Here is a 21,165-nt window from a genome sequence, read left to right on the forward strand (position 1 = left end):
GAAGGTGACCCTGACCAACCCATTATCACGGGTCGCACCTACCACGCGACCAATGTGCCGCCCTACCCGCTGCCGGCAAACAAAACCCGCACAGTACTTCGAACCGAAACCCATCAGGGAGAAGGCTTCAACGAACTGCGTTTTGAGGACGAAGCGGGGCAAGAAGAAATCTATGTTCATGCCCAAAAAGACATGAACTTGCTGGTCGAGAATGACCGCAAAGACAACATCAAACATGACTTGCATCTGGATGTGGAGAACGAGCGGTTTTCGCACATCAAGGTGGACGACCACCTGACGATAGATGGGCAAAGCAAAGAGCACGTGAAGGGTGATAAAACTGTCACGACAGACAGCTCAATACACATCAAACAAGCGACTAGCCAACTTGTCGATGCTGGCTCTGAAGTTCATCAAAAATCTGGTGCGAAGCTCGTTATCGAAGCTGGCAGTCAAATCACCCTAAAAGCAGGCGGATGTTTCATCACGGTGGATACCGCAGGTGTTCACATTTCTGGCCCGGTGGTCGACCTCAACGCAGGCGGCGGTGCAGGCAGTGGTTCAGGGTTTGGGGGAATCGCGCCGACGTTGCCGGGCCAAGTACCACCAAAGCCAGCTGACCCGTTACCCATGCTCTCACCGGCACAAATCGCGACGATGAAATCTGCAGCACCTTTTTGTGAAGAGTGCGAAGCCTGTAAGGATGGTCAATGCGCAGTGTAGATAACGAGCAAAAGACCCATCTCAACACCTATGCCATTTTTAACGGCACCAGTGAAGAGAACGCGCTCAAGCATTTTTATCGATTAGGTGGCAACGATGCCAAGCCACTTTGGAGCGGGACAGTTTACGCCGAATGGCATGATGTTATGCCCTACATGGCCGATGTCTCCGATCACGCCGCGTTTCTAAACTGGGAACAACAAGAAGCCCCCGACGATTGGGGGATCATCATCACCACAGAAGATACGTTTGAAAACGTGTTTAAACACTTTCGAAGTCTCACCCAAGTTTGGATGCCTTCCAGCGGACACGCTTTTTTCCGATTCTATGACCCAAGGTTCAGCCTGAATGTCGCGCAGTGCTGCAACGATGAACAGCGCAGCACGCTAATGGGCCCTTGTGTTAGCTGGAGCGCGAAAAACTGTTCAGTGACTAACACAACACCCACTCTGTTTCTAAACGAAAAGCCGTTTCCTTGGTGGGATGTGCCGAAGGATGTCGTGAAGCAACTCAACGAAAGCGACAAATCCACACTAATTGCAAACAGCGTTAAATGGCTTCGTGAAAATCATGCCGATCTCTATTTCTACTACCCCGAAAGCACACTGCAAGCAAAGATCACTCGTCTCGTGAACCGTCATAAAGAAGAGCTTGGATCGCTTAATCAATTCTTAAAAACGTCATTGGATAAAGAGGTGTATCGATGAGCAATACCACCATGACAATGGGTGATGTCGATAAAATGTTCAGTAACGTTAAATCTGAATTTGAAAACTCAATCGAAGATTATCGAAAGAAAGCTGATTCATGGATTTATGGCTGGGCATTAGAAATGGATCAGAAGATCTTTTTTAATGATAAATCCCGTTCCTCTGACATCGATTCATCAACAATTTCTGCTGATGTAATTGCCTGCCCGAATGATGGAAAAGTAACGTTAGTTCATGCCTTTGAGGCAGAAAAATTTATACCCATCACTGGCACTCCGTTTAAAATTCAGGCTGTCGAGAAGAAGGTTTACACAAGCTATCGCCACGGTACAAGCACAACAAGTTACAACCCTACAGGCCCCTCATTCAAAGGCAATATTGACGACAACGGATTTGCCGAAGTCAAACTTGGAGAAGAATTTCGTGGAAAACTGATTCGCGTTTATTTCTATCCAGATGTATCTGAGAGCGATGTGAAGGCAATGCTCGACTCATACGATCCGACAATTTCAAAACTAAGTGAATGGTTGGACGGCAAGTGGGAAAGTCAGAGAAACGCTTGGGAATCATTTATCGTATCTGGCTACAACTACAGCGACGAAGTGCTCAACTTTCTGAATGACATGGTGGATGCCGTTGTTGACGCGTGGGATGAAATAGCCGACCTATTTAAGCTTTTGGCAAATCCTACGAAGCTAAAAAACATGCTGTCTAAGTACGTTGAAAACCCAGAAATAATCGCTGATATGCTTGCTAATGCAAAGAAAGAAGCATCAGAAATGCTTTCACTACTAAAAGATGAAGCTCGTTGCTTCCTCTGCATTAAAGCCGTTTTTGCTTACTTCAGAATCCTAACTCCCTTACAAATTGCCGCAATTGTTTCAGTAACACTCGCGTCACTGTTAGTTGAAGTGATCATCAGCATCGTCATTCCTGGCGGCGCAATATTGAAAAACATGAACAGACTCAGGGATGCTGCTGGTGCTGCGTCAATGATTAAGGCGTAGGAGCATCAAAATGAAAGGCCCAGGGAAGAAAGGAAAGTCGGGTTCAAGAAAAACACGCAATATAGATTTCGTTTCTGATATCAAAGAAATTATCGATATCACAAAAACGAGCGCTAAAAACAGCAAGGATGTGTCCACACCTTTAATTCATAAAGGTGAAGGCAAGTTTAGTAATAATGCTGCAGCGACTCAAAATGTCGACGGAACTAATGTTGAAAAAGCAACCACCGGTTCTAGACAAGCAGAGCCAAAAACCTCAGTAAATACAGACGATTCAAAAGACGTTCAGAACAAACAAGGTACGGACGAAAACGGGAAATCTACAGAATCCGTTGAAAACATCGAAACGAAAGGCTGTCCCGTCTCTATGGTCACTGGCGAAGAATTGCTGCAACTCAGTGATGTCACCTTACCCGGTTCATTGCCCTTCACGTTCACTCGGACGTACAAAACGTCTGGCTGCGAGATCAACCAAAACCTTGGCTATGGTTGGACTCACCCACTCAGCCAATCGTTACTTTTCGATGGCGGTAAGCTGTTTTGGAAAGACGCTGAAGGCAAGCGTACCGAACTGCCTGAGCCCAATGAATCACGCCCAGCGATTTACAACGATCTCGCTGGGGCGGCAGTTTTTCTTGGTGAAAAGCCGGATGAATATGTGCTTGCTCAAGCAGGCCAACCCTTTCATCACTTTACTCGCAAAGGCAGCACTGCCCGTTTAAGTGCAATTAGCGATAACTACAATAATCGTCTAACACTCGAATACGATGGCTATGACCGCCCTATCGCGATCATCAATGAACACGGCATTGCACTGTGGCTTGTCTATCAAAATGGTCTCATCTCAAGCATTGAGTTTCGAACGCTAAAAACGGATGGGGCAAACAAAGAGTGGATAACAGAGCGCACCAGCTTTACCTACCACTACAACGATGACAATCAACTCATTGATGCGCTAAACACCGCGGGTGAGGGTGAGCACTACCAGTATGATACCGATAACGTCATTTCTTTGCGTAAGATGGCGGGTGGCGTCGAGTTTGGCTGGACATGGGAAGGTGGAGGCAAATCCGTTCGCTGCATACACCACTGGAGCAACACAGGCTACGACACCAAGTTCGAGTGGGATGATGAATCAAACTCAGTTGTTGTTACCGATACAGATGGCAGTACATCAGCCTATCAACATGATGACAATGCAAAACTGATTGAGCGCACTGACCCTGATGGCGCAGTCACCAAAAACGAATTTAACGAGAATGGTGACTTAGTTCTTTCTATCGACCCATTGGGCAACGAAACCCGCCATGTCTACAACGATTTTCAACAACGCGTTCTTACGATTCTTCCCGATGAAGAAGTCATTGAATACCAATATTGGCGTGGAAATCTTCGCCGAGTTATTCAAGGACAGCGTAATTGGCGCTACAAATACAATGCCACTGGCGACATTACCGAGAAACGCGATCCGCTAGGCCAAGACACCTTTTACCGTTACAACGGACAAGGCCAACTTTCCGACATAACCTACCCCGATGGCAGCAAACACAAGCTTGCATGGAACCGCCTAGGTATGTTGATTGGGGAAACCTACCCTGATGGTTCAAAAGCCTCTTATCGTTACGATATTTTCGGACGCATCATTGTCGAAAAATCCGCGATTGGCGCCGTCACACAATACGAATGGGACGATGCTGACAGGTTACGTAAAGTCATTCTGCCGTCGGGACAATCCAAACATTTTGCCTACAACGGTTACGGCAAAGCTACCCGTGTTGTTGATGAGAACGGGTTAGAAACACAATACGACTATCACCCCAATACTGACCTTGTCAGTCAAGTCATTCAGCCTGACGGTTCAACGCTTCGCTATCAATACGATAACGCCAAAAATTTCGTTACCGCGATCATCAACGAGCGCGATGAAACCTATCACATTGATTATTTCGCCAATGGCTTGGTGCGAAACGAAACCACCTTTGATGGACGTCGTTTCAGCTATGAATACGACCTCAACGGCAAACTGCTGAAGAAAATAGAAACGGGCACAGAAGGCACAGAGCTAGAGACCGTTTTCGAACGCGACGCCATGGGGAGGCTGACAAAGAAAACCTTACCTGATGGTAATGAAGTCGCATACAGCTACGATCAATTCGGGCAACTTGTTGGCGTCGATGACGGCGAAACACCGCTTGCTTGGCGTTACGATCTGCTGGGGCGCTTAACCGAAGAACATCAGAACTGGGCGTCAAACTTCTTTGACTATGACAGTGTCGGTAATTTAACCCACTGGCAGTTACCTGACGCGAATAAACTCAGCTATGAACGTTCAGCGGGCGGCGTACTAAACCGCGTATTGCTCAACGACGAACAACTGACTCGCCACCATTATCAACATGGTCTCGAAACAGCACGTAAACAAGGCGATATTCTTAGCCGTTTTGATCACGATGAACAAGGGCGCTTGACTGCCCATACGCAGCATCAAAATGGCCGACAGACACAGTCTCGCAATTACCAATATGGTGCTGACGGTAATTTAACTGAAGTGGCTGACAGCCGCTTCGGCACCGTCTTCTACGATTACGACCCCCTTTCTCGCCTTCAAAAAACCCGCGGTGTAGTTGAAGAGTCTTTCGCTCATGATCCGGCAGGTAACCTGCTAGACCAAGTGATTGGTGCAGAAGCAGGGAAAAAGCCGTTCGACGTTGACGGAAACCAACTCAAGTTTCATGGCGACAGCCACTATGACTACGACGAATTTGGCCGACTCATCACTGAAAAGCGGGGCAAAGACCAGCGCTTGGTCACAGGCTACGAATACGACGTTCAGCACCGCTTGATCAAAGCGTCACTCCCAGATGGTTCATTTGCTGACTACAAATACGATGCCTTTGGGCGACGCATTGAAAAGAAAGTCACCGATAAATTAGGCACGGAGAAAACCACCGAATTTGTTTGGCAAGGCGACACCTTAATTGCCGAAACCAGCAGCGAGCATTACCAGACATACGTTTACGAACCTGGCACCTTCAAGCCCATGGCAATGCTGTCTGGCGAAGGGGCAGATTGTGAGGTTTATCACTACCACCTAGATCAAATCGGTACACCAACAGACATTACCAATTTACACGGTAAATCCGTCTGGTCAGTACAATACCGCGCTTACGGCAATGTCCTAAGAAAACACGTTGAAGAAATCGTCAGCCCTCTACGTTTTCAAGGGCAATATTTCGACGAAGAAACCGGACTGCACTACAACCGACATCGTTACTACAGCCCAAATACTGGGCGGTTTGTTACTGCTGACCCTATAGGGCTTGCGGGAGGGTTAAACAATTACCAGTATGTGCCGAATCCGACTGGGTGGGTTGATCCGTTGGGCTTGGCGGTTGTTGAAGCTGATGGTGCTTGTTGTGGTAGTTCTTACAAAGAACGTTTAGATCAGACTCCAACCAATGGCGAATGGAGTGGTCCTCGGGGAGAGAGTACATTCACTTCTAATAACCCTGCTGTCAAAGGGCAGAAAGTTAATTATTCAAATGGATATCCAAACTTTACCCCTTTCACAAAACATACCGTTCATATCGATGACTTTATCAATAAAGTCATTAACAGCGCGGGAGACGCTAGATATGATCTACATAAAGAAGCTGACCAAATACTGGCTCAAAAGTTAGGCGTTCAAAGCTCTACCATAAAGAAATTCAGGAAAAAGCAAAAATTCACTTGGCATGAAGTAGAGGATATGGGTACGTTACAACTGGTGCCAACAAAGATAAACTCTAAGTTTGGGCATGTAGGTGGTATTAGTGAAGCAAAGAAAAGAGGACCAAATGATTAAGATGAATGATAAAGTATTTGGGGAACTTAGTTACAGTACCGCATGGAAAAGTTTATATGACATCACTTTATTCAAAAAGCCATATACAATCTCATTAATTGTTGAAGAAAATGACGATGAAAGTAAGAATATTCGTGAAGAGCAAAGGGATTCATATGTGTTTTTTTTAAAAAACATATCTTCCATAGAAAAAACAATTGAGCATATATTGATATCTTATACAAAAGAGTTTCTATCTGAATATAATAGAGAAGCAGAAGATGAAGATATAATAAAGAAATCAATAGAACCAACCTCAATAATATTCCCTATGGTTTTAGATGATGGGGATGTGAATTTCGGGTTTTTATTTGAATCAAAGTTTGACCCTGAAAATGGAATTGGAATTCAATATCTAAATGGTGACTATGAGGTATCAACTCAAGATATACTAACATAGAGTGATAAATATCTGGGACAGCAGATTTCATAGATCATGAGCAAAATTGCGGATTTGAAAGAGAGATATGAAGCCCTATTTGGAGCAGAACCCTGTGATAGTGACACTCTAAGAGATATTTAGAGTGCATTGGATATCTTTCTTCCGCCAGATTTTATGAAAATATCCAGATTTTTTTCTGGTGGCTTGAAAGGGGGAATCAGTCATCTAGCTCATGCTTCCAAAGGACCCGAAGATAATATAGTGATAGAAACCCTCAGATTGAGAAAATCAATAGGACTCAATAACAGATACATAGTAATAGCGGAACCTGCAGAAAGTTTGATCGTATTAAATATCGAGAGCTCAGAAGTCATATGGTGTTATAATTTAGACGTACACAATATTAACAATGGCAACTATTTGGTAACTCCTGACCGATGGGAAAATTACTTGTCATTTTTTAAATATTTACTGGACGAAGAAGATGAAGAATAGTTGGTGAATAACTCTATCCACAAACGGCCACGGCAGAGATTCAAGGGATGTCCCTAGATGCTTCTTTTTGTGGCCTGACACTGATACATAAAATTGCGTTTGAGCACAGATACTCAATCAAATCGAGTAGACTGCGTCAAAGCCAATAACCTCACCCCTTTACTATTGAAAACTTGAACATCAGTTGGGATGGTCGCCTTAGAAAAACAACTCCAATAACAGGGACCAGGCAATAACAGGGACAGTCGCCTTTATAGGAGACGAAAAATCGGCATGAACACCTTTTCAGTTTTGCGGAATAGTGAGCGATTTTAGATTGGCACAGCGCTCTTCTCCATAAAACCAACGTTCTGGCGTTGTAACGAGTAAAGGGCTAGCAACGCTAGCCCAGTTGGTATACAAACTCCACAAAGCTACGCTCACCCCTGCACCTCAAATCAGATCCAACCAATTCTCCTAATCTACTCCTCATTGTTCCGTTTACACGAACTATCAAGTCCAACAATGCGCAATTATCAACCAATCAAAGTTTCGATAAGATCACCTTCATTGTCACATATGGAGCATCACTGCTCTTAACTTGTTGAAAAGGTGAAAGTATGGATACGTTGAAAAGAATAATTGCAGTATCGATCATTTCGATACTTCCTTTGGGTATCAGCCATGCAGATGCTCAATCAGACAACACGTTAGCGGTTGCTAAATCCTTTCTCGAAGCCGCTGGCAGTGGTAACGGCGCAAAACTGACCGAACTCATGAGCGATGATTTTGTTTGGCATAACGAAGGCGACAAGCGCATCCCTTGGATTGGTCCTTGGAAAGGTCAAGAAGACGTGATGGGCAAATTCATGCCCGCATTCGGTAAAGGTTTAACAGTGACAAGCTGGAGCACCGACCACAGTTTTGCTAACGCTGATCAAGCGGTGTTTATGGGTTCAATGAGCGCTATTCTCAACAACACGGGGGTTGATACTGGCAAATTCACGTGGGCTGTTCGTGTTCATGTAGAAGACGATAAAGTAAAAAGCTGGAACTGGATGGAAGACAGCTATGCAGTATCGAAAGCATACAACGACGACACACAAGCGAACAAAGCGACGGTAGAGACCTTCTATACACTTCTGAGTAATCCGGGTTCTGAAGAAGCGGTAAAAGCCTTCAGCGCTAACACGGCAGATAACTGGGTAAGTGTCGGCAACTATTCTGGCAAGAATAAGTCGAAAGGTGCTTTCTTGGGTCAAATGGGATACTTCGCCAAATTAATCCCTGACCTAAATTGGAATATCGAAGAGATGACGCATGCTGATGATCGTGTGATTGTGCGAGGCCGCGCAACCGGCACACCAACGGGTCCTCTCTTCGGCGTTGATGGTGCTGGTAAAAGCTTCGACATTATGACGATTGATGTTCATACCATCGAGAACGGCAAAATCACCAAATCGCATCACGTAGAAGATTGGGCGGGCGCGTTAAAGCAGCTGAAAGGCAAATAAGCCTGGCAAGTAACGTGAATCTAAATGCTGGTCGGTTTGCTATCGACCAGCTTTTTTTAGCAACCTGCCAGTAAAAAGAAGCGAAATACGTAAGCGGTGAATAGAGCAATGTACCCCTACTTAACACCGACCTCTTCTCTTCCTGATTCTCTAACCAGACGGGAACCTACAACAAAGGATCAATCACCGCTTGCCAGTCTTCTAGGCTTGAGTGGTGATCAACAGGCACCAAACCCGCGTTATTGATGAACACCGTTGGCGTTGCCCAGACCGAGCGTGTGGCGGCATAGCGAATGGGCGTTCTTGCCATCACATAGATTTCACTGCTATCCATGCGTTCGAAAAACGCGTCTCTTTCTACCTTGCCGTATTCTTCGGCGTAGTCAGCAACGAGCTGTCGTAAATCATCATGGGTTTTATGAAGGAAAGGCCCGTTGTAGAACGTATCTTGTCGCTCATAGAGGAAGGTAGCGAACCCATAGAATTTTTCGGCGTTTCCTTCTGCCAAGGCAAACAGCCCCAAGCTCATGTCCCACGCTTGCCGATGATTACTCAGGGTTATCAAATGCGTTTTAAGGCTAACCGACGCGCCGGTGTAATGACGCATCACCTCTATGAGGTTTGGCCAAATTGCGCGTGAATGTGGACATTGGATATCGACAAAAACATCAATCGTCACCGACGCTTGGGGATCACCAAGAAGAATACCGCTTGGGCGGTGGGGTATTGGTATGCTCATCACTTCCTTGTGTACATTGAGTTTGTTGTTGTGTGTCTGTCAGTGTAGCGAATGACCTGCAATCCGTTCTAGAGGAAGAGTGTTTAACACATGCTACTGTCGGTTTTTTTCTTGATCACGTTGTCGTGAAATATGTGTCTGCCAAGGTTTGGTCGTTCGAGACCGTTATCGAACCACGCTAACGGCGCGTATCCTCTTTCAATGTGACTCGCAGAAAACAACCGCAACACTCCCTGCAATCAACCTGAATCCAGAGCCATATTCAACCTTGAGGGTTTAACCCCCGCATTTGAGATCACCTTCAAATAGAGAGGGTTACTTGCAATGATATATTCTCCGGTAACACATTGAGAGGTATAGAAAGATCGCCCATTCGAAGATGAAATACATGCTTCGTTTTTCGAAAGAAAAGCTCACTTCGAACACGGCATTTTCAACACCACCTCTTACGTACTTATCAAGCTAACCATGGTCCCCGGATGAAAAAATCACTTATCGCTCTGCTCTTGTTCAGTACACATTCCTATGCCGATAACCACTTTTATGCGGGTGGTAACCTTTCCATCTTCAATGATATGGAACTGAAATACAGTGGCATGTCAGCCGATAAAAACAGCGATATAGGTGGTAGCGCTTTCGCAGGCTACAGCTTCACAGTGTCACCCGGTTTGGAACTTGGGTTAGAAGTTGAATATCTGTACTTTGGTAAAACCGACTTCACCAGTTCAAGCCACGTAGACGCCGATGCTTATTACATAAACGCCAAACCCAAATTCGTCGAGAAAGGCAATAATCTTTACAGTGCCTTGATCTTGGGCGTTGGCTCGATGTCTTCCGAAATTAGCGCGATTGGTCAAAGTATCAAGGACACCGATCTTTCTTATCAGGCAGGCTTTGAAATTGGCTATATGATCGACAACTTAGATATCGGCGTTGGATACCGTTACCAAACGGCTGAGTTTGATGGCTTTGACGGAGCAGATGTTTCTAACCAAAGTGTCACTCTCGGCATTCGATACAATTTCCGATGAAATGAGAAAGGGAATGCGGTTGAGCCAGCCAAACCCTGCGCTGGCTCATGTTTGCTTTGCGACTCAGTACGTCAGGCACAATTGACCTTAGCATCACGCGCCTGAGATTTCCCCCAAAAGCTGCTCACAAAACGCATGCGTCGACAGGTTTCGTCGCTTCACTTGTTCATCCATATGTCCTGACTTCGCCACGCCCACCCAATCTTCCAACATGGCTTTAAAGCCCTTGGTTTCTAGCGTATCTGTCCAATCGGCCATTTCGATGCGTTCAGTTTTGCCGCCTTCAAATTTTTCGCCGCGCAGAAAACTGTCGAATTGGTAGGCTTCGTTTTCAAAACACAGGGATACAGATTCACAGGTTTTACCAAACAGACGGTTCATTTGGCCATTAAACAGCGTGCCGTTTTCTTCCCAACTCAGGTTAATCATGCCGATGTCACTGCCCTGTCGCTGGACTGACACTTGCATGTCTTGCTGGTCGATTTTGCCGTATAGATTGAGAGAATCGATGACATGAATCATGTCATCCAGGACGAAGTCTTGTGCTGTGCCTGTGAGGTTCAATCGGTGTTTGTGCCAGCTGATGGTACGAAGGTCATCACGCGCCACCAGCGAGCGCCAAATAGGAATGTAACGTCGATTGAAGCCGACAAATAAGGGGACGGATTTTTGTTCCGCCAAATCATGCAGCGTTTGGTAATCGTCAAAATTCAAAGCAGCAGGCTTATCGACGAAAACAGGAATACCCAGTTCAATAAAGAACGTCGCGATGGAAGCATGGGTTTCACTGCTTGTATGGATCATCACCCCATCAATGTTCATGTGCACAAGTTCACGATAGTCGCGGCACGTTTCAGCAATGCGGTACTCACGCGCCACTGCGGCAAGTTTTTCGGGGTTGCGAGTACAAAGAACAAGCTCAAGTTCAGGCAATCGCGTCAAGACAGGTAAGTAAGCTTTAGTGGCAATGTCACCCAAGCCGATAACAGCAATTCTCATTCTTTTTCCTTTGATTGATGAAGCAGATAGCAGGCTGATGTAGGCAGCTAAAACATCTATAGAGCTTATCATTTTCTACGCGAAATAAGTTTTTAAAACGTCTCGTTTAAAAGACATCGCCCGGATTCAAACACCGCAAAGGACAGAGCAAAGTGAAGCGAAATCAAAGTCCCAGCACTGATGTGTGTGATTTTTCAGCCCCCAAGGGATGGTGTGCGGGCTGCGGTCGCACTCAGGAAGAGTGCCAAAAATGGAAGGCAATGAAACCCTACGACAAAAACATCCTCCAAAAAGAACTAAAAAAGCGCATGTCCAAAATAAGGGCAAAAAGCACCAAGTGACCATAGAGGAAAACTGACGCTACGCATTTGGCGCTCCGACGCTAAACAAGTCACCTTTCATCGCGTTATAGGCTGTATTCCCGTTCTACTTTGGCAATGCGCGTGGTAAACGCCGCGTACCATTTCTTGCGCCCTAGCTTCTGCGCTTCAATATGCTCGACGTTCGCTTTCCACTGCTTGATGGAATCAAGATCTTTCCAGTAAGAAACGGTAATGCCAAGGGTATCTCGCGCCGATTCTACGCCAAGAAAACCGGGTTGCTGTTCGGCCAATTCAACCATTCTTGCAGCGGTTTCGCCGTAGCCTTCTTCTAGTTCTGTTCTGAGATTGGTAAAGATAACGGCGTAATAAGGGGGTGGCGGTGTGTTAGCGATGTCTGACATAAAAACTCCTTGTCTGTCATGTGTTGAATGTCCTTTCAACATCATGTCGAGCTAGCCTAGCTTGTCTTCATCGTATCGCCAACCCTCGACATTGAGATTACAGGAGAGGAATGATGAATAGATTGGCCTTAGTCATTACAATTCTATGGATCCATCATCACAATATCCCCATCACCGATCTATCACGCCCCACTTCGTTCCTATCACGTAAATATCGCCAATAATGCGACCATGAGCACAATTAAAAACACCAAAAAATCGAAATTGCCGTAATTCAATATCGAAACATTAACGCGAGGTTAAATACTTAACCATAAATTAACGCACTCAATGTAATAGCAATGAAATATCATTACAAACAGTGAATAAAATTCTATATAACATTCACCCTTCAACACGATAATTAATTTGAACTCTAATCAATCATTAACACTTTTTCTTCTGATTAGGGCTCTATAGCTTCCTTCCCAACACAATACGTATTTTCATCGACGACGTTTTCAGTCTCGACACGCCACAAAAAACATAACCCATACTATTCATTAACTTACATGCCACCCCCTCTCTTTCCTCGCGCTCCATCAACAAGAAAAAGATATGCTCTCACACCGAGAGTATATTTCTTCGCAGTCATTCACCCACAATATTGTTTAATTATTTTGCAATTGCGAATCCGTCGCATTTATAGAAAATGATTCGAATCCAAAATTGATTAAAATCAACAAAGCGTCATTCATGTTGCATGTAGCACCAATTTTCCCCGAATAAATATTCCCTCACATTTAGGGAGTATTTATAGTTCTCATCGCAATATTTCATCAAAGATTCTACGTTTCAGACCCTAACAATCATTCATTTGGTGAATGTTTTGTTAATGGGTTTGAAGCAAATAAAAATAGCTAAGTCAATTAGCACACAGATCCGCGAAAGCGATGTGAGAATGACAATGAAAAACTGGATCGATAAGGCGGTATTAGCGCCGATGAAGCGTCGAAGCTTCATGAAGTGGGGGGCTGCCATCAGTGGTGGCTCGGCACTGGCTGCTGGTTTACCACTGAAAGCGGTTGCCAAAACCACAGCACAAAACGCCATTGAAACCAAAACAGTATGGTCTGCCTGTATGGTGAACTGTGGTAGCCGTTGTGCGCTGCAAGTGCACACCCAAAACGGCGTGATCACTCAAATTGAATCAGACAACCGTGGTGATGACCAAGGCTTTGGTAATCACCAAGTGCGTGCGTGTCTGCGTGGCCGCTCTATCAAACACCGTGTTTACAACCCAGACCGCCTGAAATACCCAATGAAGCGTATCGGCAAACGTGGCGAAGGCCAGTTTGAGCGCATTAGCTGGGACGAAGCGCTGGATCTGATGGCGGAAAAACTCCAATACACCATCAAAGAATACGGTAATGATTCGATCTTCATTACCTATGGTTCAGGCACGCAAGGTTACCGCACCGACGGTAAAGACTGCTTCAAGCGTCTGTTCAACCTTGTGGGTGGTTTCCTTGATTACTACGGTAACTACAGCTGGGGCCAAATTCAGTTTGCTCTGCCGTTCACTTACGGCTCCATCAAACCGTCTGCTTACGGTAGCTACACCACGGAAATCGAAAACGCTGATCTGCTGGTGATGTTCGGTTATAACCCTGCGGAAACCCGCATGAGTGGTGGTGGTGAGATCCACGAGCACATCAACGCACAGCGTAAGAATAACGTGCGTACCATCATTATCGATCCGCGTTACACCGACACCATGTTGGGTAAAGAAGATCTCTGGCTGCCAATCCGCCCAGGTACTGATGCGGCACTGGTTGAAGGTATCGCACACACCTTGATCACCGAGAACTTGGTTGACCAAGATTTCTTGAACAAGTACTGCCAAGGCTACGACGCGTCTACCCTGCCAGCCAGCGCACCGCAAAACGGTCACTACAAAGCGCACATTCTGGGTCAAGGTCCTGACGGCATCGAGAAGACTCCTGCGTGGGCATCGAAAATCACCGGTATTCCTGTTGATCAAATCGTGCAACTGGCGCGTGAAATCGGCACCGCAAACGCGTGTTTCATTACCCAAGGTACGGGTATTCAGCGTCAAGCGAACGGCGAGCAAACTTCTCGTGCGATCGTGATGCTGCCAATCCTAACGGGTAACATCGGCCGCCCAGGTACGAACACCGGTGATATGCCTGCGAACTGGAGCTACCCAGCGCCACGCATTCCAACCGGCGTTAACCCTATCCAAGTGAAAGTGCCGTTCTTCAAATGGAGCGATGCAATTTTCCGCCACCACGAAATGACCGACAAAACCGACGGCATTCAAGGTGCTGAACGTCTTCGTACCCCGATCAAGTTCCTGCTGAGCTACTCAGGCAACATGATCATGAACCAGCACGCAGACATCAACAAACACCGCAAACTGATCGAAGATGAAAGCCAAGCAGAATTCATCGTGGTGTGTGATAACCACATGACCTCGTCTGCGCGATTCGCTGACCTGCTTCTACCAGACGTGACCACCATCGAAAACAACGAAGTGAGCTCTGACGGTTACTCTTCGGGTTCATTGGGCGGCGTGTTCCCGCTGGTTCGCGCTATCGAGCCATTGTACGAAACACGTTGTGCCTACGACATGTGTGTGGGTCTGTCAGAGCGCCTAGGCGTGAAAGATGCCTTCACCGAAGGCCGTACCCGTGACGGTTGGTTGGAATACCTTTACGAAGGTGCGCGTGCAAAAGATGCGAACCTACCAACGTTGGAAGACCTGCGCAAAAACGGTCCTTACACCTTGGCAGCGCCAAAAGAAGGCCGCATCGCACTGGAAGATTTCCGTAACGACCCAGAGAAGCACGCCCTAGGCACGCCGTCTGGCAAGATTGAAATCTACTCCACCAAGCTGGAAACCATCGCGAAAGAATGGACCTTGGCTGACGATGAAATCATCACGCCTATTCCTCAGTACGTGACCACGTGGGAAAGCCACTTGGATCCAAAGACCGAGCAGTTCCCGCTGCAATTCTTTGGTTACCACACCAAAGGCCGCACGCACTCTACTTACCACAACATTCCGTGGCTGCGTGAAGTGGTGTTCGACGGCATTTGGATGAACCCAATTGATGCGAAAGCACGTGGTCTTGAAAGCGGCGACTATGTTCGCGTGTTCAACGATCGTGGCGAAATTCGCGTTGCTATCAAAGTGACCCCGCGCATCATGCCGGGCGTGACTGCACTGGGCCAAGGCGCTTGGTACAACCCAGATAAAGACGGTGTCGATTTGGGCGGTTGTATCAACACATTGACCTCACAAAAGAACACACCACTGTCGAAGGGGAATCCTCAGCACACCATTTTGGTTCAAGTGGCCAAGGTTTAAGGGGAGATAAATAAATGACTCAATACGGATTCCACGTCGATACCAGTAAGTGTACTGGCTGTAAAACCTGTCAGGTTTCATGTAAAGACCGCAGCGATCTGCCTGTGGGCGTTAACTGGCGTCGTGTTTACGAATACGCCGGCGGTGACTGGGTACAAAACGAAGACGGCACAGTGAGCCAAAACGTTTACGCCTACTACATGTCGATTTCATGTAACCACTGCTCAAACCCTGCGTGTGTGAAAGCCTGTCCAACGGGTGCGATGCACAAACGTACTGAAGACGGCCTCGTGGTTGTCGACAAAGACGTGTGTGTTGGCTGTCAGTACTGTGGCATGGCGTGCCCTTACGGCGCACCACAATACGATCCAGCAAAGAAACACATGACCAAATGTGATGGCTGCTACGAGCGCATCGCTGAAGGCCGCAAGCCTGTGTGTGTTGAATCTTGCCCTCTGCGTGCATTGGATTTTGGTCCAATGGATGAGCTACGTGAAATGTACGGCACCAAGAACGATGTTGCGCCATTGCCAGATCCACGTCTGACATCGCCAAACCTGATCGTGACCACGTGTCGTAACTCTCGCCCAACCGGTGACACCACTGGCAGCATTCAAAACCCGACAGAGGTATCGCTATGAGTGAATTATCACTGGTTTTCTTTACCGTTCTGGCGCAATCCGCAGTCGGTATGTTTATCGCGCTAGGGTTGGTTGAGCTGTTCTTCAAACCTGAACGCAAAGGCATGAACATCGCATTCATGGCATCCCTAGCATTGCTAGGCTTGGGTGCAATGGCATCGGTGACGCACTTGGGTCAGCCTTTCCGCATGTTTAACGTGATGTTTGGTCTGGCACACCTATCAGCACTGAGCTTGGAAATCGTCGCGCTATCCCTGTTTGGTGGCGCAGCCTTTACCTACACCGCACTGCGCGTGTTGAACATTCAACCAACCCTGCAAAAGCTAACGCTACCAGCCGCCATGGCACTGGGTGTGGTCTTCATCCTTGCGATTGTTAACGTGTACCGTTTGCCAACCGTGGTGAGCTGGAACTCACATTGGACAACCTTCCAATTCCTGATGACCGCAGGCGTTGTTGGCCCTGTTGCAGCAGCGATGGCATTGCGCGTTCTGGCGCCTCAGCTTGGTAAAGCCCAAGTGTGCGCTGACCGTGCACTTGGCATGACAGCGCTGATCACCATGGCTGTTTCGTTGATTGGCTTTGGCGGGTATGCAGTGTGGCTAGGCCAACTAGAGGCTTACACCAACCCCTTCGCGATTGCGAACGCAGGAGCCTTCACCATGGCGCGCATCGGTTTGATGGCATCAGGTGTCGTGTTGTTTGCCTCTCAAGCATTGCGTGGCAACAACAAAAATGCGGGCATCGCCATTGCCGCGTTTTTGATGGTTGTGATGGCGGAACTGTCTGGTCGCGCGTTCTTCTACGACGCCTTCATCAGCGCAAGTTCTGGCATGTAAATCATCGCCGAATTGTTCTCAAGGGGCTGAATAGCCAGCCCCTTCTTTTTTGTTTTTTCTCGCTAGCTCTTTGTTTTATCGCGTTACCTTTTTCTTTTTTGCACCGTCTTTTTGTTTTTTTTGACAACACACGTTGTTTTTACCTTATTAATTTCAGTCGAATAAGCCCATTGCCATGAATGACTTTCGTTACCAAACGCTTGCAAGCCTTACCATCGCCAGCCACTTTTTTTACAGAGCTTTGCACCAAGCGCCAGATGCCGCGTTTATTGATGCGTTGTACGACGAAACGCTGTTCGAAGAGTGGCCTGTTGAAGTAAGAAACGACAAAGTGGAACACGGCTTAGCCCTGTTAAAAGCACGCCCTGACCTACACGCCATTTCCCGCGATTACGCACAATTGTTTGTAGGACCAAACACCCTTGCGGCTGCCCCGTGGGGTTCTGTGTATCTTGCAGAAGAGCAAACCACCTGTGGCAAAACCACCTTGGCGATCCGCGCCTTTTATGCAGACCACGGCATTGCCATCGACACGGGCGAGCGCGAGCCAGAAGATCACATCGGCTTGGTGTTTTCCTTCATCGCTTACTTGGTTGAAACCGCGCTGACCACGCAAGTGATAGAAATGGCCCACAACGACAGCTTGTTATCGCTGCAAACCTTCCTGACGGAGCATGTACTAACATGGGCACCGCGTTTCTTCGCCGTGATGCGTGAAGGCGCAACCACCGAGTTTTACCAAGGTCTCGCCCTTTTGGCCGAAGGTACGCTGGAACAATTGGCTTCTCAGGTAGATGCTCACTACAAGATTGTGACGGTTTACCGTTAATACAGGCGGCGATTTATCATGTCAGACAGAGACGAGCGTTATTACGCCGCGCAACTCAACATGCAAACATGCAGCCGTCGTGGGCTGTTTCGTGGCTTGTGGTCTGGCGTCAGTAAGCCCGTAAAATCACAAGCAGGCCTTGCCGCAAAGCGCACCGTGCCAAGGCCACCGACAGCGGTTGATGAAAGTCTGTTGAAGCGTTTGTGTGACGGGTGTGGAAAGTGTGCCGATGCTTGCCCACCGCGTATTATCAGCATGATTGAAGGTAAGCCAGTACTTACTTTAGATGGAGGCGCGTGCACTGAATGCAGAGAATGCCAACGCGCGTGTCCCACCCTGGCATTGGCCAATGCATCACCTGATACATTGCCATCCACAGGGGCTATTGCCACGCTGTCTGGCATGTGCATTCGCCAAATGAGTGCGCCTTGCCAATCCTGCTCTGAGGCATGCCCTCATCAAGCAATTGACACTGTAAATCGCAGTATCGCTATCGACTCAGAAAAATGTTCCGGTTGCGCCCAATGCCGTGTCGCCTGCCCTTCTCACGCCATTCAGATATTGATGAGATAACGCATTGCTCACGCCAAATGCTGCGTGCGATAAGCGCGTGGCGAATGCCCACTCCACTTTCGAAATGCCTGACGAAAATTCGCCGAATCCGAGTAACCTACGCGCTCAGACACCTCTTCAATACTGATGTGGGTAGACAGCAAATAATGGCGGGCTAAGCTGTAGCGCACATGATCCAAGATATGTTGATAGCTTGTGTTTTCGGTTTTCAGGTGACGTCGCAATGTACGAGAAGACATCCCCAGTTCCGAAGACAGGACTTCAATGGAAGGGTATTGCCCAGGTCTTTCCAATAGCATTTGCGTGATTTTTTCATGCAAGGTGAGCGCGCCATTCACCTTTGCCAGCATTTCATCACACGATTTTAAACACTGCGTCAGTGTCATGGCGTTGGCGGTGGGGAGTGACTCATATAACTTTTCAGCATTAAATTGCCACTCAAGACGCTCACTCTCGAAGACAACCTCGCACTGAAAAGTTTCCTCATAGAGCGCCGCATAGTCCGGCTTGGGATAAGGAAAATAGATAACGGTAGAAGGGAAAGGTTGCTGTATCACCTCTTCGCACAACTTCAACACCGCGGCAAACCAGTATTCGCAGCAAAAGGGCAGTAAGCTGTCTAGCTCGACCAATTGATCTGCACGAAAATACCCTTTATTGCCGTCAACCTTCATGCTTTTTCGCAATACGGGGCCTGCCAGTCTCAGGTATTTAAACCCCATCATCAGTGCATCAAGCAAGGTGTTACTGCTGAACACGGCGTAACCCAGAACACCAAAATCACTAAACCTTGCCTGTTGACCAACCTTTAAGCCCAAGCCCGGCTCGTCGGTTTTACTCAGTGCATTGTTAAACACGGCCAATTTTTGCATCAACGTAATGTGGGTGTCTGGCGAGTGAATACATCCCGCGTCTATCCCCGTGCCATCAAGCAACTCATCCATTGGCACGGTTGACTGGAGATAACGACTGAGCAATTGAAGATCCAATACGCCACACGCTTTCATGTCGGGTTCATAAGCGGCTATGTACTTCATTCCACCTCCACGAAACACAAAGAGTATTGTTGATCCATTGGCTCTGTCTCTCCCGTTTTCATCCAAAAATCATGACGAGATCTGCGCATCATTACGTCATTTTTGTCCGAATATCATCGGTATTTGTCTTTTTCTCACCTTCAAACGAGGTTAACAGAATGTTGTAATTTGGCAATCAATGATAAAAACATCAGGAAGACAGTGATGCCAATGCATGACCAAACAGACATGGTTGACCCAATCATCACCGACGAATTAAACGCATGGTTTCAATCACTCAAAGCGGCCTATCAGCGCGACACACAGCCAAGTTTGAAAACACGAAGAGCACACCTTCTCGCGCTGAAGAAGCAGCTTCGTCGCTATCAATATGTATTGGCGAACGCAATGAGTGAGGATTTTGGCGGTCGGAGCCACAGCGAATCCTTAATGGCCGATGTGCTTGGCCCTATTCTTGATATTAACCATGTGCTCAACCACCTTGGCACTTGGATGCAACCCAAACGCCGCCCGACAGAATGGCTGTTCAAGGGCAATAAATTGCAAGTGCGCTACCAGCCCAAGGGTGTGGTGGGCGTTATTTGCCCCTGGAATTTCCCCCTCTACCTTTCGCTCGGTCCATTGATCACCGCATTGGCCGCCGGAAATCGCTGCATGATAAAAATGCCGCCCAATTGCCCAGCAACAACACAGGCACTTGAAACCCTGCTCGCAGAGATTTACCCGCGCGATTTAGTCCGAATTGTGCATGGCAATCACCCTCAAGCAATGGAAATCAGCCACCTCCCGTTTGACCATCTTGTGTTTACAGGATCACCGAGTACGGGAAAAACCATCATGGCAAACGCCTCAGCGAACCTAACGCCCGTCACCTTGGAGTTAGGCGGTAAATCTCCGGCAGTGGTGTTTGATGATTACGATATCGAGAAAGCGGCGGAAAGAATCGCCCATGGGAAAAGCTTCAATGCGGGTCAAATCTGCATTGCGCCAGATTACGCCTTTGTCCCACAAGACAAGGTTTCGTTTTTTGTTGAGGCACTTGCCAACGCGTACAACGCCATGTACCCGAGCATCAAGAATAACCACGATTGCACGTCGTTAATTGATGCTGCCCAGCACCAACGGTTTCAAGCGTTGCTTGACGATGCCATCGCAAAGGGCGCAACAATCAGAAGATGTTCTGACACACAGGAAGGCCGAATTCAACCGCTTCACATTGCTACTCAATTAACGCCAGACATGCGAATTTGTCAGGAAGAAATCTTTGGCCCCCTGCTTCCAGTCTTTGGCTACCAGACGCTAGAAGACGTGTCAGCCTACATCACTGAAAGGCCCAGACCATTAGCATGCTACCTCTTTAGCCACAACAAAACGCAGCGCGAATGGTTTCTCAGTCGCACCCATAGCGGCGGTGTCACCATCAACGATTGGGGATGGCATGCACTCAACCATTCAGTGCCTTTTGGCGGCATCGGTAACTCCGGTATCGGCAACTATCATGGCGAAGAAGGTTTCAAAGAATTAAGCCATGCCCGCACCGTGCTGCAAATGCGCCGCTGGTTCCCCATCCATTTCTTCGCCCCACCTTACGGCAACTGGGTACAAAAATGCGTCATGCGCTTATTCATTGGAAAAGCCGACGCCACGCTTTCATCCCCCAAAAGAACGCAAAAGACCTGAGCTCAAC

General features: G+C 47.4%; 18 protein-coding genes. 14 read left to right on the plus strand and 4 right to left on the minus strand.

Annotated elements, in window-relative coordinates; translation table 11 throughout:
* From BCT27_RS03140 to BCT27_RS03170, 6 genes are all read left to right on the plus strand, one after another.
* Positions 1-723 (plus strand): bacteriophage T4 gp5 trimerisation domain-containing protein (locus BCT27_RS03140; RefSeq protein ID WP_422386135.1); only part of this gene is annotated, 723 nt, incomplete at its 5' end.
* A complete protein-coding gene (locus tag BCT27_RS03145; protein WP_102395002.1) occupies positions 711-1,430 on the plus strand; it encodes a DUF4123 domain-containing protein in 720 nt (239 codons plus the stop codon). The genes BCT27_RS03140 and BCT27_RS03145, both read left to right, overlap by 13 nt.
* Positions 1,427-2,440 (plus strand): Rhs family protein, encoded by a 1,014-nt coding sequence (locus BCT27_RS03150; protein WP_102395003.1) that lies wholly within the window; start codon positions 1,427-1,429, stop codon positions 2,438-2,440. The genes BCT27_RS03145 and BCT27_RS03150 overlap by 4 nt, the downstream gene beginning before the upstream one ends.
* 10 nt (positions 2,441-2,450) lie before the next feature.
* Positions 2,451-6,284 carry an RHS repeat-associated core domain-containing protein gene (locus tag BCT27_RS03155; protein WP_157939229.1) on the plus strand — a complete coding sequence of 1,278 codons (3,834 nt, stop codon included), beginning with the start codon at positions 2,451-2,453 and terminating at the stop codon, positions 6,282-6,284.
* A complete protein-coding gene (locus BCT27_RS03160) occupies positions 6,277-6,723 on the plus strand; it encodes a DUF6985 domain-containing protein (protein ID WP_102395004.1) in 447 nt (148 codons plus the stop codon). Before BCT27_RS03155 ends, BCT27_RS03160 begins: the two co-directional genes overlap by 8 nt.
* A gap of 1,076 nt (positions 6,724-7,799) precedes the next feature.
* Entirely contained in the window at positions 7,800-8,693 is an 894-nt protein-coding gene (locus BCT27_RS03170; RefSeq protein ID WP_102395006.1) for a nuclear transport factor 2 family protein, read from the plus strand.
* A gap of 166 nt (positions 8,694-8,859) precedes the next feature.
* Here BCT27_RS03170 and BCT27_RS03175 read toward each other — a convergent pair whose 3' ends face one another.
* Positions 8,860-9,432 carry a DsbA family protein gene (locus BCT27_RS03175; RefSeq protein WP_102395007.1) on the minus strand — a complete coding sequence of 191 codons (573 nt, stop codon included), beginning with the start codon at positions 9,430-9,432 and terminating at the stop codon, positions 8,860-8,862.
* Positions 9,433-9,911: 479 nt separating this feature from the next.
* Between BCT27_RS03175 and BCT27_RS03180 the strand changes: the two genes are divergently transcribed.
* Positions 9,912-10,463, plus strand: coding sequence for an outer membrane beta-barrel protein (locus BCT27_RS03180; protein WP_102395008.1), 552 nt, complete (start codon positions 9,912-9,914; stop codon positions 10,461-10,463).
* Between the two features lie 93 nt (positions 10,464-10,556).
* Here BCT27_RS03180 and BCT27_RS03185 read toward each other — a convergent pair whose 3' ends face one another.
* Positions 10,557-11,462 carry a Gfo/Idh/MocA family protein gene (locus tag BCT27_RS03185; RefSeq protein ID WP_102395009.1) on the minus strand — a complete coding sequence of 302 codons (906 nt, stop codon included), beginning with the start codon at positions 11,460-11,462 and terminating at the stop codon, positions 10,557-10,559.
* Between the two features lie 152 nt (positions 11,463-11,614).
* Between BCT27_RS03185 and BCT27_RS03190 the strand changes: the two genes are divergently transcribed.
* The gene (locus BCT27_RS03190; RefSeq protein WP_102395010.1) at positions 11,615-11,803 is read left to right on the plus strand and encodes a DUF1289 domain-containing protein; all 189 of its coding nucleotides are present in this window, start codon (positions 11,615-11,617) and stop codon (positions 11,801-11,803) included.
* Positions 11,804-11,868: 65 nt separating this feature from the next.
* Here the strand turns inward: BCT27_RS03190 and BCT27_RS03195 are convergent, their stop codons facing one another.
* The gene (locus BCT27_RS03195) at positions 11,869-12,186 is read right to left on the minus strand and encodes an antibiotic biosynthesis monooxygenase family protein (protein ID WP_028021542.1); all 318 of its coding nucleotides are present in this window, start codon (positions 12,184-12,186) and stop codon (positions 11,869-11,871) included.
* A gap of 946 nt (positions 12,187-13,132) precedes the next feature.
* On the opposite strand from BCT27_RS03195, the gene BCT27_RS03200 reads away from it, so the two are divergent.
* The 5 genes from BCT27_RS03200 (at position 13,133) to BCT27_RS03220 (ending at position 18,441) form a co-directional block, all read left to right on the plus strand.
* Positions 13,133-15,559 (plus strand): DMSO/selenate family reductase complex A subunit, encoded by a 2,427-nt coding sequence (locus BCT27_RS03200; RefSeq protein ID WP_102395011.1) that lies wholly within the window; start codon positions 13,133-13,135, stop codon positions 15,557-15,559.
* 14 nt (positions 15,560-15,573) lie between these two features.
* Complete coding sequence (locus BCT27_RS03205; protein WP_017015020.1) at positions 15,574-16,200, plus strand: DMSO/selenate family reductase complex B subunit; 627 nt, start codon at positions 15,574-15,576, stop codon at positions 16,198-16,200.
* On the plus strand, positions 16,197-17,039 hold the full coding sequence (locus BCT27_RS03210) for a dimethyl sulfoxide reductase anchor subunit family protein (protein WP_102395012.1): 843 nt from the start codon (positions 16,197-16,199) through the stop codon (positions 17,037-17,039). The genes BCT27_RS03205 and BCT27_RS03210 overlap by 4 nt, the downstream gene beginning before the upstream one ends.
* Before the next feature lie 175 nt (positions 17,040-17,214).
* Positions 17,215-17,868, plus strand: coding sequence for a TorD/DmsD family molecular chaperone (locus tag BCT27_RS03215; RefSeq protein WP_102391582.1), 654 nt, complete (start codon positions 17,215-17,217; stop codon positions 17,866-17,868).
* 18 nt (positions 17,869-17,886) lie between these two features.
* Positions 17,887-18,441, plus strand: a complete 555-nt coding sequence (locus BCT27_RS03220; protein ID WP_102395013.1) for a 4Fe-4S binding protein — start codon at positions 17,887-17,889, stop codon at positions 18,439-18,441.
* Positions 18,442-18,449: 8 nt separating this feature from the next.
* On the opposite strand, the gene BCT27_RS03225 is transcribed toward BCT27_RS03220, so the two are convergent.
* Entirely contained in the window at positions 18,450-19,478 is a 1,029-nt protein-coding gene (locus BCT27_RS03225; protein ID WP_102395014.1) for an AraC family transcriptional regulator, read from the minus strand.
* A 204-nt stretch (positions 19,479-19,682) separates the two neighbouring features.
* On the opposite strand from BCT27_RS03225, the gene BCT27_RS03230 reads away from it, so the two are divergent.
* Positions 19,683-21,158, plus strand: a complete 1,476-nt coding sequence (locus BCT27_RS03230) for a coniferyl aldehyde dehydrogenase (protein ID WP_102395015.1) — start codon at positions 19,683-19,685, stop codon at positions 21,156-21,158.
* Positions 21,159-21,165 lie beyond the last annotated feature (7 nt).

Source organism: Enterovibrio norvegicus (assembly GCF_002876705.1).
Taxonomy (GTDB): Bacteria; Pseudomonadota; Gammaproteobacteria; order Enterobacterales; family Vibrionaceae; genus Enterovibrio; species Enterovibrio norvegicus_B.

Excerpts from the sequence above, each read along its gene's own strand:
- BCT27_RS03220 (WP_102395013.1), top strand. The coding sequence starts at position 17,887 with ATGTCAGACAGAGACGAGCGTTATTACGCCGCGCAACTCAACATGCAA.
- BCT27_RS03150 (WP_102395003.1), top strand. The coding sequence starts at position 1,427 with ATGAGCAATACCACCATGACAATGGGTGATGTCGATAAAATGTTCAGT.
- BCT27_RS03175 (WP_102395007.1), bottom strand. The coding sequence starts at position 9,432 with ATGAGCATACCAATACCCCACCGCCCAAGCGGTATTCTTCTTGGTGAT.
- BCT27_RS03160 (WP_102395004.1), top strand. The coding sequence starts at position 6,277 with ATGATTAAGATGAATGATAAAGTATTTGGGGAACTTAGTTACAGTACC.
- BCT27_RS03210 (WP_102395012.1), top strand. The coding sequence starts at position 16,197 with ATGAGTGAATTATCACTGGTTTTCTTTACCGTTCTGGCGCAATCCGCA.
- BCT27_RS03145 (WP_102395002.1), top strand. The coding sequence starts at position 711 with ATGCGCAGTGTAGATAACGAGCAAAAGACCCATCTCAACACCTATGCC.
- BCT27_RS03155 (WP_157939229.1), top strand. The coding sequence starts at position 2,451 with ATGAAAGGCCCAGGGAAGAAAGGAAAGTCGGGTTCAAGAAAAACACGC.
- BCT27_RS03205 (WP_017015020.1), top strand. The coding sequence starts at position 15,574 with ATGACTCAATACGGATTCCACGTCGATACCAGTAAGTGTACTGGCTGT.
- BCT27_RS03180 (WP_102395008.1), top strand. The coding sequence starts at position 9,912 with ATGAAAAAATCACTTATCGCTCTGCTCTTGTTCAGTACACATTCCTAT.
- BCT27_RS03230 (WP_102395015.1), top strand. The coding sequence starts at position 19,683 with ATGCCAATGCATGACCAAACAGACATGGTTGACCCAATCATCACCGAC.
- BCT27_RS03225 (WP_102395014.1), bottom strand. The coding sequence starts at position 19,478 with ATGAAGTACATAGCCGCTTATGAACCCGACATGAAAGCGTGTGGCGTA.
- BCT27_RS03200 (WP_102395011.1), top strand. The coding sequence starts at position 13,133 with ATGAAAAACTGGATCGATAAGGCGGTATTAGCGCCGATGAAGCGTCGA.
- BCT27_RS03195 (WP_028021542.1), bottom strand. The coding sequence starts at position 12,186 with ATGTCAGACATCGCTAACACACCGCCACCCCCTTATTACGCCGTTATC.
- BCT27_RS03185 (WP_102395009.1), bottom strand. The coding sequence starts at position 11,462 with ATGAGAATTGCTGTTATCGGCTTGGGTGACATTGCCACTAAAGCTTAC.
- BCT27_RS03170 (WP_102395006.1), top strand. The coding sequence starts at position 7,800 with ATGGATACGTTGAAAAGAATAATTGCAGTATCGATCATTTCGATACTT.
- BCT27_RS03215 (WP_102391582.1), top strand. The coding sequence starts at position 17,215 with ATGAATGACTTTCGTTACCAAACGCTTGCAAGCCTTACCATCGCCAGC.